Raw genomic sequence first — 13,966 nt, forward strand, 5'->3', positions numbered from 1 at the left:
CAAAAATTGGACGGCATGACTCCGGTTGAATTCCGGAAACATGCCATCCAATTAATCGCTTAAAACATCACTCCAATTTATGGGGGTCAGTTCAAGTACCTTTTTTTATATTTTTTAAATATGGTATAAAAAAAGAGATAACCAACCCACCGCCAAGCAGGAAGGAAATCTCCGTGAATAATTATCTTAGCTTTCTAACGCACATTTTACCATCATAACTTAGCATGTTTTTGTGTTTCTAACATCCGATGATAAACTAATAAACTAATAAAAATAGCGCCCGAAACATAGTAGAAAAACCATTGTTCATGGTGAATTGATTTTAACCACAAAGCAATATATTCAACTGTTCCGCCAAAGATTGCCACAGTTAAGCCATATGGTAATCCAACCCCTAAAGCTCTAATTTCAGTCGGAAATAATTCAGCTTTAACAATGGCATTAATCGAGGTATAGCCACTAACAATCAATAAACCCAAGAGCATTAAGATAAATGCACTAATTGGTGAGCTAAAGGTTTGCAATCCTTTAAAAATTGGAACAGTACCAACCGTTCCTAAAATACCAAACCAATACAATAATGGTTTCCGCCCAATCTTGTCTGAGATGTGGCCAAAAATCGGTTGTATGAGCATAAAAATTAATAACGCACTAAAATTAATTGTCGCCGTCAAGCGTGGGTTTAACCCGAGTGTATTAATCATATATTTTTGCATATACGTTGTATACGTATAAAAAGCAATTGTGCCACCAAACGTTAACCCAACCACCGTTAAAAATTGACCTGGATACTTGGCTAACAATTTTAAAGTCCCTTTGGGCTTATCTGATGCCTGACTTACCATAAACTGAGTTGTTTCAGCCATTGAAATTCGTAAGTAAAGAACCAATAGAGCTCCCAAGGCACCAATTCCAAAAGGAATCCGCCACGCCCAAGCATATAATTGAGCATCGGTAAATAGGCCCTGTAACGCAATTTGTACTAATAACGCTAATAATTGACCACTAATCAATGTCACGTATTGAAATGATGCATAATAGCCACGACGCTTAGAGCTTGCCATTTCCGCAAGATATGTTGCGGAAATACCATATTCACCACCCAAAGATAATCCTTGAACTAGCCTAATCACCACTAAAATTATTGGTGAGGCAATTCCGATGGTATGATAGGTTGGCGTTAGTGCAATTAAAAGTGAGCAAACCGCCATGATTGATACTGATAAAGTTAAAGCGGCCCGACGCCCCCGCTGATCAGCATATTTGCCCATAATATAGCTCCCAATTGGACGCATTAAAAATCCAATTGCAAACACTGCCGCCGTACTCAATAATTCTGCAGTCCGATTACCATCTGGGAAAAAAGCCTTAGCAAAATAAATGGCGAATGAAGCATAAATATACCAATCAAACCATTCAATCATATTGCCTAATGACCCTTTAACAATATTTTGCGTAATTCGCTTACTATCGTTTTGCACCATTTTGACCTCCTAGCCAAAAATTATTTTTTTACAATTAATATTCAGTATGCCACTAAAAATAATTTTTGTAGAGCGCTTATGTTAGCTTTTGTTCCATCTCTATCGCTTAATTTAAAATTTAATCTGGATTGACCACTGTATTTGCTAAGCGATTTTTAATTACGTAACCGCCATAGCCTAGTCCTAGCCCAACAAGTCCTGGCACAACCCATCCCATGCCCAAACTGGCAAATGGCACAACATTATGGTACGTATTAACCAATGTTGCCGCCCAAGACATTGTTGCTAATGGTGAATTAGCCAAAGCATCTAGTAGGGCTGGTCCAACGACCAATAATAGCATCCCCCGATATACAACTTTGTCACGATTAAAAAATTTACTTAATAATGAAAGCGTAATTAGAGACAGTGCAATAGGATACATGAACATTAAGACTGGCACAGCCCAAGTAACAATATTGGTTAAGCCTGCATTAGCCGTTACAAATGAACCCAATGCAATGACCCGAAGCCAATTAACATAACTTACCTTTGGAAAAGCGCGATGCATATCTTGTGCAAAGGAAGCAAAAAGCCCCATGGCGGTTGTAAATACTGCTAACGTGACCACTAACCCTGTAAACAAAGTCCCAAAGTTACCAGTATAATGGGCAACAATTTGACTAAATGCATCCCCACCATTGGCCGCAACTTTAAGCGTTCCTAAACTTGAGGCACCTAATAAAACTAATGCTGCATATAGAAGAGCTTCCGCCACAATACTGAGTAATCCTGCTTTTGCAATCATTTTAGGTACTTGGTTTCCTTGATATCCTAGCCCTTGGACGGCAAAAACAACAGTAACTGCTAAAGCTAATAGGGCAATTCCATCCATGGTGTTATAACCATCTAAAAAGCCTTGTAAAACAACGTGGTGTTGATAAGCACTGCCCACGGCTTGATGTAAATTTCCCATTGGTAGTACCAATCCTAAAACTAAAATAATTAATAATAAAACTAAGAATAATGGGTTTAAATACTTACCAATCCAAGCTAAAATATTTGATTGCTTAAAACTAAGAAAATAGGCTAAACCAAAGAAAAGTGCTGAAAAAATTAACATCCCCAATGTTTGAAACTTAGCTGGCAAAAATGGGGCCACTCCCATTGAAAAGGCAGTCGCTGCCGTCCGTGGTGTTCCAAAAAAAGGGCCAATTGTTAAGTGCAACATGACTAAAAATAATGTGCCAAACCAAGGGGCCACTGGCTTAGCAATATCATAAACTCCATTTGCGCGTGTTGTTGCTACCGCTAGCATCGCTAAAAATGGGACTACTGTTCCAGTAATCACGAAGCCAACTGTGGCTAAGAACCAATTACTACCGGCATTTTGCCCTAATTGGACTGGAAAAATTAAGTTCCCGGCGCCAAAAAACATGCCAAAGATAAGAGATGCGACTAAAAGAGTATGGTGCTTTTGCTGTTTGTGATTTTCCATCAAATAATTCTCCTTTTTTAACAAGAAAAAAACGCAACCAACTGTTTAAACAGTTGGTTGCGCTTGTTAATCAATCCCACTCGCACTATCAGCTGTTCACCACCATTGATGATGGCGAACAACACAAAGCATTAGCCCACCATCATCTAAATAATGACTGCGCTAATAATAATTTGTGAAACTGCAAGTGAAGTGTAAGTGTTCATGATTTTTCCTCGTTTTCTAATATGTTTATCATTTAAACATTAAAAATAATTAATGTCAAGCTAATTTATAATTAATTTTTGCGTAATCACGTGATAATTCACTAATTTAGCAGTAGGTTAGCCTCCTTCATTTAAAAATTTCAAAATAATTAGGTAAATATTCAATAATAATTGGTAACTTAACGCCTGGATCACCATCAATTCTCGTTGTCACCGTCGTATTATCATGACTTTTTAATTTTAGGTGCGTTGGTTGCTTATATGTAATTGCTTTAGAGTTATTCAACCGACCTGTTAAGGCAAAATACATGAAAGAAGTGACTTGTTTTAAATGAATATTATTTAAAATACTTAAGTGCATCTGATTATGGGCACTAGCACTATATTTAAGACCACCAACTGTACTATACATAGTTAAAAGTGCAAACCAGGTTTTCAAAGTTATCGCCGGTTCATCATCAATTTGATAGTCAATCAAATAGGATTTATGCTTACCAATGCGATTTAAAGCAGCTCCGACATATACAATCTTGCCAAAACGTTGCTTATCTTGTTGCCGCACTTCATTTGACAAATCTGCCAAATTACCAAATGTAAGTGAACTAATCAAAACTTGCTCACCGTTAATAACCCCTACGCTGAATGGTTGAACTTGTTTTTTTAAAATGTTAGTAACTGCACTATTAACATCAGTTGGCAATTGCCATTTAGTTGCAAAGTTATTAACTGTTCCTGCGGGTATTAAACCAATTGGACATTTTAATTTACTTTTAAGCATTGCCTTAACTGCTAAATTTAACGTACCATCCCCACCAATCACAATAAGACCAGTTAAATCAGGCATCATTGTCATGATTAATTTCTCTGCACGTGTTGGCGTACTAGCAGTCAACAACTTAGTATTAATACCGTTTGCATTTAAATTATCTCTAACTTGATCAGCGATTTGATGGGCTTGTGAGTTCCCTGCTTTTAAATTAAAAAAAATTCCATATAAATCTGAATTTTTCATGCTTGTGCCTTTTTGTTAGTAGGCTACTGTTCGCATTTTAGCTATTTGCGTATTTACACCTAACAAACAACCACTAACAAATTCCCTTTCCCATTTATTTTTTTATTTTAAGTTTTACCAACTAAATCTATCATCACTTTAACAGGTTTAACTTTATTGAGAGTATCTCACTTAATTGAATTTTCTTAATTTTATCATAAAAGCTTAGTCTAAGTTATCTAAAACGACAAACAAAAAGGTAACTCCCCCCAGAAGTTACCTTAGTTGCTATAAAATATTATTTTCTTTATGATAGCGCTCGATAATTTCACGCGCTGTCTCTAATGAAATTTGATTAGCTTTAGCCATACCAAGAATTTGCTCTTCAAAGTCACCATTATTTCGATCTTCGTTTTCAATTTTATATATTAGTTGGTTAACCCATAAACGAACCGTTGGGTAACTAACACCATATTCCTCAGCGAGATGTTTTAAAGATCCTGAAGATAAAATAAATTGCTTTACAAATTCTTGATTTTTTTCATCTAATTCAAAAAACCAATCCATATTGCTTACCCCCTTGTTACCATAACTTAGATTCAGCCTACCTATCAACGTGATATATTAGCTTCACGCTTTATGTTCAATATTTTTAAGACGAATCTATGAATCATAGTATATCATACTTGCATATTTATACTAGCATTGTGCTTACAAATTAATACTAACTCAATATTTTGTAACATTATTAATATATACAATAATCCACTATTACAGTTATTTCAGCGATTAACCAAAAACTTAAATAATATTAATAATCAACTAAAATATTTTATATTTTATTAAATTTAATTTTTTGCATATTTATTCATTTTAAACATATTTATTATTAGCTATTTTTAACTATATTAAAAATATTATTGATATTTTTAAACTATATTGGCGTAACTAAACGCTTAAGATCAAGGATGCAGCGACTTTTTTTAGTTATTTACTTAATTTAACATAATTAAACCTTACATTTAGTGCTTACAAAAAATATGATAATCATACATTTTCTTATACTTATAATAAATATATTGTAATAAAAAAAGTTTATGAACCGCTTAATAACGTGTCATAAACTTTAGTAAATTTTAACGTTGATGAAATAAAACACCCACAAAACTATTCAAACTCTTCGTACGTATTAGGATCTTGATTATCAACTCGCCCATCATCTTTAGTAAGTTGATTAATCGTTGTAATCTCATCCGTAGTTAATGAAAAATCAAAGACCGCCAAATTTTCACGGACATGTTTTAAGTTACGCGACTTTGGAATCGGTGAAATACCTCGTTGTAGATGCCATCTAATAATAATTTGACTAGGCGTTTTCTGATATTTGGTAGCTAGATCTTGCACCACTTGCTCATTGAACACATCTGGATTACGACTAAACGGACTCCAAGCCTGAACTAAAATATCCCGTTCTTGGGTAGCTTGCACTCGATTATCATTATTCCAATACGGATGGACTTCGATTTGGTTAACGGCAGGTTTCACACCCGTTTCTTTAATTAAACGATCCAAATGATCAGGTTCAAAATTTGAAACCCCAATTGAACGAATTAACCCTAATTTTTGCGCCACAATTAGGGCTTGCCATGCTTGAACGTAAAGATCACGTTTAGGGAGTGGCCAATGAATTAAGTATAAATCTAAGTAATCTAATCCTAAGCGTGCAATTGATTCTTGAATGGCAGCTAGGGCATCATCAAAGCGATGATATTTACCTGGTAGTTTAGTTGTCACAAAAAATTCTGAACGAGGAATTCCTGAACGGCGAATAGCAGCGCCAACAATTCCCTCGCTGTCATAATTAGTTGATGTATCAAGAAGGCGGTAACCACTTTGAATCGCAGCGAGTACTTGATCAATTCCTTGACCACCACGAATTTGATATGTTCCAAAACCAATTTTTGGCATTTCATGACCATCATTAAAAATAAATTTTTCCATTAATTAAACAACCTCTTTTCTAATTACGGTTTGGTTGAGCTTTATCTCTCTATAAGGTAGCATTTTTATAAAATGTTTACCAATAAACTGTTTAACGAGCATCACCAATACTTTGTCGAGCTTGAAATTTTGATGGGATAATTAGTTCAACCGGCAATGTTCGTTCACCTAATATTCGCTCTCTTGCTAAACGTAAAGCACCTTTCCCCATTTCAATAGTTTCTGGATGTACTGTAGTCAATGGTGGCGTTAAATACTGCGCAAACTCAATATCATCAAAACTAACTACTGATACATCTTGGCCAACAACAAGATTATTTTTTTGAAGTCCACGATAAACACCGATGGCAATCGGATCAGAAGCAGCCACAATCGCAGTGGGGATTGGCGATTGTTGAATAATTTTTTCCGTCACAGTAATCGCACTTAGTGTATCCCAACCACTAAGATTAACATTCAAATAGGCATCTAAGTGTCGCTGTTGCATCCATTCTATATAGACCTTACGGCGAGCATCAATGTATGTCGCAACTACTTGACCATCTAAATCGTATAAATCGACATCCGCGCCAATAAACGTAATTTGACGATGACCTTTACTATATAAATAATCGAGCACTTGACGCATTTGATAACTGAAATCATTATGGACAATATCATAATCCTCAAGTGGACGCGTCTCATCCAAGACAACAATATTTTGATTATATACATGAATTTGATCAATAACCTCTCGCGTAACGTTACCGATAATGATCACCGCCCCATAAGTTGCTAAATCCGCCCAGTTTTTACTCGAATCTTTAAGCCGAAAAACTTTTTCAAACCGCATATTCCATTTTTGTGCTTCGGTTGTCAGCCCTGCTAAAATTGAATTAAAATACGGATCATTTAAATCACGTTCGTTATCAAAGGTATTAATCACAGCAACTGATAGTTTTAAATTTGCTTTTTGCTTACTTGGTTTTCTCGTTTTTTGCTTATTTTGATAGTTTAATTTATTTGCAATATCAATCACTCGTTTACGGGTATTTTCAGTAACCTTTAACGAATGATCATTATTTAAAACCCGTGAAACCGTTGCTGGTGAAACACCGGCCTGTTTCGCGATGTCGCGCATACTTACCATAAATATTCCCTCAATTCTCACTCTTTTATCTCTATAATACCGTATAAACCAAAAAAGTAGCTCCTTTTATCAAAACTGATTAGTAGCTACTTTTAGGTTTATTATTTTTGATATTCATAAACGATATGATATGTTTTAGTTTCATCAACATCAATATCGACATCACCCAGATTATCATGATTTTCACTATCAGGTAAGGTTTGCGCTTCTAGAGCAACTGCTTCATAAGGATGCCCCACACCCCGATTTAAACCTTCTACGCTACTATCAAGCTGACTAGCAGTAAAGACAACAATCGCATTGCGATCAGAATAAATATTAATCTTACGTTGGCTAACTTGATCTGTCACTCGTGCCGCAACCTGTGTTAAATCACTTGGTACAACAAACATATCATCAAAGCCACCCTCATTCGTTTCACTTTGCATTTGGGTAAGAATCTGACCTAAATCATGCTGCTTTTTTAAATCAAATACACTGTTCGCATTTTCAATAATTTCCCCAGTAGGTACCTTGGTTTCATCAACAGCTAAATGTCCATCACTATTAACGTATAAATCTTGTTGCAAAATATCTGTTTTGGCAGGATCTGCAAGATTAAAGTAGGTATGCACAGTTGGATTAAAGACTCCCGGTTGACCACTTTGTGTACCACGCATTGTGATGTGAACTCGGTTAGCATCATCTAGCCGGTAAGTGACTTCGACTGCTAAGTCACCTGGAAAACCATCATTCTCACTATATGCGGTATGCGTTAACGTAATTTCATTGGGTTGCTTAATTTTAACCATAAAAAACTGTTGACCTAACCCATTAGGCCCACCATGTAAGGTATGCCCATTTTCATTAGCTGGCACTTTAATTAACTCACCATCTCGGTACCATTGGCCCTTTGTTATTCGTCCAGCGGTCCGACCAATAATTCGATTAATGTTATAGCCATTTGCTGTAAAACCAGTTATATCATCACTTGATAAAACTAAATTCACTCGTTGATTATCATCAAGAACTGAAATTTCTTGAATAATTCCCGCAAAATTCAGAATACTCAAGCGCATTCCCGCTTGATTTTCAATCGTATATTTCACTACTTGTTGCCCAGCATATTGACCAAAATCAGTTTGCGTAACTGTCATACTCACTTATCTCCTTTATCTGCATAACCATGTGGATGTTGTTGATGCCATTGCCATGCTGTCTTAATAATGTCGCTCACATCATCATATTGTGGTTGCCAACCAAGAATTTCACGTGCTTTGCTAGAATCAGCTACCAAGATATCAGGATCACCGGCACGCCGTGGTGCCACAGTTGCCTTGATTGGCATCCCTGTCGCAGTTCGTGCTGCTTCAACCATTTCCTTAACTGAAAAACCACTAGCAGAACCTAAGTTAAATTGATTAGAGTCATGGCCCTTCGCTAGATAATCTAATGCAAGGACATGCGCGTTGGCTAAATCCATTACATGCACGTAGTCACGAACATTATACCCATCAGGAGTTTGATAATCATCACCAAACATTTTGATTTCAGGTCTTTGCCCAAGGGCCACTTGTAAAATAATTGGTACTAAGTGCGTTTCGGGGTTATGATCCTCACCAATAGTTGCATCAGCAGCGGCCCCGGCCACATTAAAATAACGTAAAGCGACCCATTTAATACCATCTGCTAAATCCGCCCAATGCATAATTTTTTCCATCATTAATTTTGATTCACCATACGGATTAATTGGTTTTTGTGGTTCTTGTTCATTTATTGGAATATTAACCGGATTACCATATGTTGCGGCAGTTGATGAAAAGACAATCTGCTTAACAGCATGTTCTTTCATCACTTCAAGCAATGTAATCATTGCTCCCGTGTTATTATCAAAATATTTTAACGGATCTTTAACTGACTCCGGTACAATTGAGCTAGCTGCAAAATGCACTACTTGTTCAATGGGTTCTTGCGCAAATACAGCTGATAAAGCTTCTTTATCACGCACATCAACTTGATAAAAATGGGCAGCTTCATTAACCGCTTGTCGATGCCCAGTTGATAAATTATCCACCACTACCACATCTTTACCTAATTCTACTAATGTTTTAACCATGTGTGATCCAATATAACCAGCCCCACCTAAAACTAAGATACTCATCTTAAATCATCCTCACTCTCTTAATTAATTTTGTGTTAATTTAGCTTCTAATTTAGCAACAATTTGCGCATGTTGCTTTTCAAATAACCGTACTTTCCAAGCAAAAATTGCAATAGAAAAAATCATTAATGCTCCAGGTAGTACAAATGCAAATGTATTGAAAGTGTGGACATTAGCACTCGTAATATTAGCTGCGGTTGCATGGCCACTCATACCAGCTGCGACGGCTACAAAGCCCACTATCCCATTAGATAAAGCACCAGCAATTTTATCTAATAATGGGCGAATTGATAACGTTACTGCTTCATTACGAATACCATTCTTTAATTGGCCATATTCAACAGAATCAGTAATGGTCATTAATGTTGCTAAAAAGATCAATTGTTGTGGGAAATAAAATAGCGTCGTAGCAACTTGTACTTGTAATAAGCTTTGGCCAGCTGTCATAAACAAACCATAGGCAATTAGATTCATTACTAAACCACCAATATAAATGTAGCGCCGTGAAATAAGCTTAGTAATTACTGGGAATAATGGCACGGCAATCAATCCAGTAATTGTGGCAATTAAGCCTACAAACCAAAATTCACCAGGTTCACCCAAGACAAATTTATAAAATAGTAATAAAACACCAGTTGTTGCCACGTTAGCGATTGCATACGTAATATAAGCAAAGGCTAACCACATTAATTGATCATTTTTAGCAATTGCTTTGAAGACATCAGTAAACTTTGTTTTTTCGCTTTGTTGGCGAATCACAGATTCGTTTTCCTTCGTTAAAAGGGCTGTAATAATCGCTGTTCCGCCTGACACAACAGCCACAATGATGGCAAACCAAAACCAACCACTCGCACCTTGCTCATGTTTACCAGTCACCATGTAAGTAAAGAACGTGGTTAATGGGACAACTATCATTGTCGTTCCGTTAGCACCAAGTGATGACCCAAAACGCGCAAAAGTTCCTAATTTTTCCCGTTCCGCGGTATCTGTTGAAAGGGCTGGAATCATTGACCAAAAAGCAATATCTTTAAATGAATAAAATGAATCTAATAATACAAAAACAATGGCAAATAACGCTAAGTAAAGAGTTGAATTATTATCCGCTAAACCAAAGAAGTTACTGAAAATCAATATAACTAATATAGATGAGACAAGCCCACCGATAACCAACCATGGCTTAAACTTACCATACTTTGAGCGTGTATTATCAATAATACCACCAATAATTGGATCAAAAACAATTTCAACTAACCGAATACCAACAACTAATGATGTAATCACTCCTATTAACTTTGTGGTATGAGTATTTGAACCATCAAAAAGTTCACTGGTCACAAAAATCATAAAATAAGTACTCAAGGCCACGTAGAAGGTATCATGACCAAATGCCCCTAGCGCATACCCAAGGCGCTGTTTTAATTTTCCGTTATTCATAACGTTCCTCACATTCTGCTAGAAAACGCTTACATAGAAGCGTTTAAATTTTGGGATAATAGCTAATCGTAGCACATATCCCAATTCAACAAAAATATTTACTTGCAAATTGTTTTTAAAAACTGCATAAACCCGCGTTGTCCGTCTTCAGTTCGCTTAAAGACGCCTGCATTTTCAAGCACCGTTACAAAGACCTCACCAACCGCTTGATTGACTACTGCTGATGCATTATTAGTAGTAATCATATTGGTGGCCTTAAGTTTATCAGCCCACGTTTGATGTATATTAGCAATCTCATTTGGTTGATTACTAATATACTTAGCCACTTCTTGCATTTCGTGCTTTAAGCGCGGTGGTAAAATGGCTAATCCCATTACTTCAATTAAACCAATATTTTCTTTTTTAATATGTTGTACATCAGGATGCGGATGAAAAATTCCATCTGGAAATTCAGCTGACACATTATTATCCCGCAATACTAAATCAACTTCATACAGATCATCACGTTTACGTACAATCGGTGTTATGGTGTGGTGTTGCTGATTATCTTTAGTAACCGCCACAATATTTCGTTGTGGATCACTATACTTTTTCCAAGCATCAATAATCATGGCAGTTGCTTGTAATAGTTTAGCTTGATCCCTATCAACTAAGCGAATTACTGACATTGGCCATTTGACAATTCCCGCAGCGACTAACTTTAATCCCCGTAAGTGAATATCAGTTTCAATGGGGGCTTTAGCCATTGGCATTTCATGCCGCCCTGTTTGAAAATGATCATGGGTTAAAATTGAGCCTCCCACAATTGGTAAATCAGCATTTGATCCAATAAAGTAATCTGGAAATAAATCAACGAATGCTAATAATCGTTGCATATTCGCCATATTGACATGCATATCACGATGTGTTTTAGATAAGACAATCGCATGTTCATTGAAATAGGCATATGGTGAGTATTGAAAGCCCCACTCTTCATCACCCAACTGCAAACGAACAATTCGATGATTACTACGAGCAGGATAGTTGAGTTTACCAACAAAGCCTTCATTTTCCATACAAAGCTGACATTTAGGGTAAGTCACTTGTTGCAGCTTTTTAGCGGCTGCAATTGCTTTAGGATCTTTTTCCGGTTTTGACAGATTAATAGTAATTTCAATTGGTCCATATTCTGAATTAATTTTGTAAGAAATATTTTTAGCAATTTCTCGGGTTTTAATATAATTGGATTGCTTAGATAAATTATAAAAATACTTAGTTGCAGTTTGAGGACTTTCTTGATATTTTTGCCAAAAAACACTATTAACCACACTTGGTCGTGGTACTAATAAGTTCATTAGATTGGCACCTAAAATATCACTATTAATACCTAATTTACTCAATGTTTGATTATCATTAGCATACTCAACTAGAATATCCATTAACGTTAACATCGACGCTTGCATCGCTGGTTGTTGTTGATCAAAGTCATTAGCGCCGATCATTTTTAGCACTTGATTTGTTAAATAAAATCGATCTAGTTCTTCATACTCGCTAGTTGCTATTATGTTATTTACAAATCCAGTAATAACACCTGAAATGTTCATTATAATACCTCTTTTATAGTTCCAACCCAGTGGGCACCTTGACCAATTTCGGCCACATAAAATGATGGTGCATAACCAATTTTCTCTTGATATGCGTGCTTAACTGTTGCTTCAAGTTCAGCAACTTGTTTGCGATCAACTAATGCAATGGCACAGCCTCCAAAACCAGCTCCAGTCATACGAGCCCCTAATACGCCAGGTACTTTTTGTGCGGTTTCGGCTAATGTATCTAGCTCTAAACCAGTTACTGCATAGTCATCTTTTAATGATTGATGTGAGGCATTTAATAGCTTACCAAAATTAACTAAATCACCCGCATTCAAATATTTAACGGCCTCTTTGGTTCTTTCATTTTCTAAAACAGCATGGCGAGCTCGTTTTAAAATTGTTTCATTCTTAATCAAATGGGCGTATTTATTAAATTTAGCCTCATCTAATTGACCAAGTGTTTGAATATTTAACTCTTGTTGTAAGTCAAATACCGCTTCTTGAGTTTCACGAACTCGTTCATTATATTTAGAATCTGCTAACTCACGCCGCTTATTGGTATTCATAATTACAATAACGTTATCTTTAAGATCAACCGGAACCATTTCGTAAATCATAGTATTTGTATCAAGATAAATTGCTTTTTGTGTTTCACCAAAGCCAATGGCAAATTGATCCATAATACCCGTATTAACACCGATAAAATCATTTTCGGCCCGTTGACCAGAAGCAACTAATTGTAAACGTGGAATCTTAAGATCAAAGAATCGTTGGACGGCAACCCCAATCATTAATTCTAATGAAGAAGATGAAGATAAACCAGATGCATTGGGAATGTTCCCTTCGATTACTAATTCAAAGCCATGGGTAAAATGATTACCGTACCCACGCATCGCTTGTAAAACACCTTTCACAAAGTTACCCCAAGCACCATGAGCCAATTTACTTTCATCGTCAACATCAAATTCAATAATACCTGTATCATCAAAATTCGTAGAATATAATCTAACCAACTTATCTTGACGTGGGCGCCCAACGCCATATGTTCCAATCGTGATTGCTGCAGGAAAAACGTGGCCACCATTATAATCAGTGTGTTCTCCAATTAAATTAATGCGCCCGGGTGAAAAGAATGCATCTGTCGCAGTAGTTCTAAACTTTTCTTCAAAAATTGTTGCTAATTTTTGAAATACGGTCTTGTCCATTTTATTATTACCCTTCATATTTAAAATATCTTTTTGATGTAAGCGCTATCATCTGAAGTTATTATATCGTTTACTTAATGTTTAGTCAACTTTTTTATGTGCTTAATTTTTAGTTTACTCTAATCAAATAATACGTTAAGAAAGATGGATTTTTATTTTTTATACTGATAATTAGCTTTATGCTTAAAAAAGGCATAAGAAAAGAGATACCCTATCGTCTAGTGAGTAGAAAGGGGGTCTACACTTTTTGGTACTGATAGACATGACGTCGTCATGTTAATCGGTATCTTTTTTTCTTGCATTTTGTAAAAAAAGGTGTAAAAAAAGA

At 36.0% G+C, this 13,966-nt stretch carries 11 protein-coding genes; all 11 read right to left on the bottom strand.

The annotated features are described in order from the left end of the window. Positions 1 to 212: 212 nt before the first annotated feature. A complete protein-coding gene (locus JOC59_RS08275; RefSeq protein ID WP_205144300.1) occupies positions 213 to 1,484 on the bottom strand; it encodes an MFS transporter in 1,272 nt (423 codons plus the stop codon). A gap of 118 nt (positions 1,485 to 1,602) precedes the next feature. Then, positions 1,603 to 2,961 carry a branched-chain amino acid transport system II carrier protein gene (gene brnQ / locus JOC59_RS08280; protein WP_205144301.1) on the bottom strand — a complete coding sequence of 453 codons (1,359 nt, stop codon included), beginning with the start codon at positions 2,959 to 2,961 and terminating at the stop codon, positions 1,603 to 1,605. Between the two features lie 333 nt (positions 2,962 to 3,294). After that, on the bottom strand, positions 3,295 to 4,179 hold the full coding sequence (locus tag JOC59_RS08285) for a diacylglycerol/lipid kinase family protein (protein ID WP_205144302.1): 885 nt from the start codon (positions 4,177 to 4,179) through the stop codon (positions 3,295 to 3,297). Positions 4,180 to 4,446: 267 nt separating this feature from the next. After that, the gene (locus JOC59_RS08290; RefSeq protein WP_205144303.1) at positions 4,447 to 4,725 is read right to left on the bottom strand and encodes a DUF2089 family protein; all 279 of its coding nucleotides are present in this window, start codon (positions 4,723 to 4,725) and stop codon (positions 4,447 to 4,449) included. 600 nt (positions 4,726 to 5,325) lie between these two features. Beyond that, a complete protein-coding gene (locus JOC59_RS08295; RefSeq protein WP_205144304.1) occupies positions 5,326 to 6,159 on the bottom strand; it encodes an aldo/keto reductase in 834 nt (277 codons plus the stop codon). A 91-nt stretch (positions 6,160 to 6,250) separates the two neighbouring features. Next, the gene (locus JOC59_RS08300) at positions 6,251 to 7,288 is read right to left on the bottom strand and encodes a LacI family DNA-binding transcriptional regulator (protein ID WP_205144305.1); all 1,038 of its coding nucleotides are present in this window, start codon (positions 7,286 to 7,288) and stop codon (positions 6,251 to 6,253) included. Positions 7,289 to 7,389: 101 nt separating this feature from the next. Further along, positions 7,390 to 8,424 carry an aldose epimerase family protein gene (locus JOC59_RS08305; RefSeq protein ID WP_205144306.1) on the bottom strand — a complete coding sequence of 345 codons (1,035 nt, stop codon included), beginning with the start codon at positions 8,422 to 8,424 and terminating at the stop codon, positions 7,390 to 7,392. A 2-nt stretch (positions 8,425 to 8,426) separates the two neighbouring features. After that, complete coding sequence (galE, locus tag JOC59_RS08310) at positions 8,427 to 9,428, bottom strand: UDP-glucose 4-epimerase GalE (RefSeq protein WP_205144307.1); 1,002 nt, start codon at positions 9,426 to 9,428, stop codon at positions 8,427 to 8,429. A gap of 24 nt (positions 9,429 to 9,452) precedes the next feature. Next, on the bottom strand, positions 9,453 to 10,862 hold the full coding sequence (locus JOC59_RS08315) for a glycoside-pentoside-hexuronide (GPH):cation symporter (RefSeq protein WP_205144308.1): 1,410 nt from the start codon (positions 10,860 to 10,862) through the stop codon (positions 9,453 to 9,455). A gap of 98 nt (positions 10,863 to 10,960) precedes the next feature. Continuing rightward, entirely contained in the window at positions 10,961 to 12,445 is a 1,485-nt protein-coding gene (gene galT, locus JOC59_RS08320) for a UDP-glucose--hexose-1-phosphate uridylyltransferase (RefSeq protein WP_205144309.1), read from the bottom strand. After that, complete coding sequence (locus tag JOC59_RS08325; RefSeq protein ID WP_205144310.1) at positions 12,445 to 13,638, bottom strand: galactokinase; 1,194 nt, start codon at positions 13,636 to 13,638, stop codon at positions 12,445 to 12,447. The genes galT and JOC59_RS08325 overlap by 1 nt, the downstream gene beginning before the upstream one ends. Between the last annotated feature and the right edge of the window lie 328 nt (positions 13,639 to 13,966).

It is taken from the genome of Periweissella beninensis (assembly GCF_016908275.1).
Classification (GTDB): domain Bacteria; phylum Bacillota; class Bacilli; order Lactobacillales; family Lactobacillaceae; genus Periweissella; species Periweissella beninensis.

Excerpts from the sequence above, each read along its gene's own strand:
- JOC59_RS08275 (WP_205144300.1), bottom strand. The coding sequence starts at position 1,484 with ATGGTGCAAAACGATAGTAAGCGAATTACGCAAAATATTGTTAAAGGG.
- brnQ (WP_205144301.1), bottom strand. The coding sequence starts at position 2,961 with ATGGAAAATCACAAACAGCAAAAGCACCATACTCTTTTAGTCGCATCT.
- JOC59_RS08285 (WP_205144302.1), bottom strand. The coding sequence starts at position 4,179 with ATGAAAAATTCAGATTTATATGGAATTTTTTTTAATTTAAAAGCAGGG.
- JOC59_RS08290 (WP_205144303.1), bottom strand. The coding sequence starts at position 4,725 with ATGGATTGGTTTTTTGAATTAGATGAAAAAAATCAAGAATTTGTAAAG.
- JOC59_RS08295 (WP_205144304.1), bottom strand. The coding sequence starts at position 6,159 with ATGGAAAAATTTATTTTTAATGATGGTCATGAAATGCCAAAAATTGGT.
- JOC59_RS08300 (WP_205144305.1), bottom strand. The coding sequence starts at position 7,288 with ATGGTAAGTATGCGCGACATCGCGAAACAGGCCGGTGTTTCACCAGCA.
- JOC59_RS08305 (WP_205144306.1), bottom strand. The coding sequence starts at position 8,424 with ATGACAGTTACGCAAACTGATTTTGGTCAATATGCTGGGCAACAAGTA.
- galE (WP_205144307.1), bottom strand. The coding sequence starts at position 9,428 with ATGAGTATCTTAGTTTTAGGTGGGGCTGGTTATATTGGATCACACATG.
- JOC59_RS08315 (WP_205144308.1), bottom strand. The coding sequence starts at position 10,862 with ATGAATAACGGAAAATTAAAACAGCGCCTTGGGTATGCGCTAGGGGCA.
- galT (WP_205144309.1), bottom strand. The coding sequence starts at position 12,445 with ATGAACATTTCAGGTGTTATTACTGGATTTGTAAATAACATAATAGCA.
- JOC59_RS08325 (WP_205144310.1), bottom strand. The coding sequence starts at position 13,638 with ATGGACAAGACCGTATTTCAAAAATTAGCAACAATTTTTGAAGAAAAG.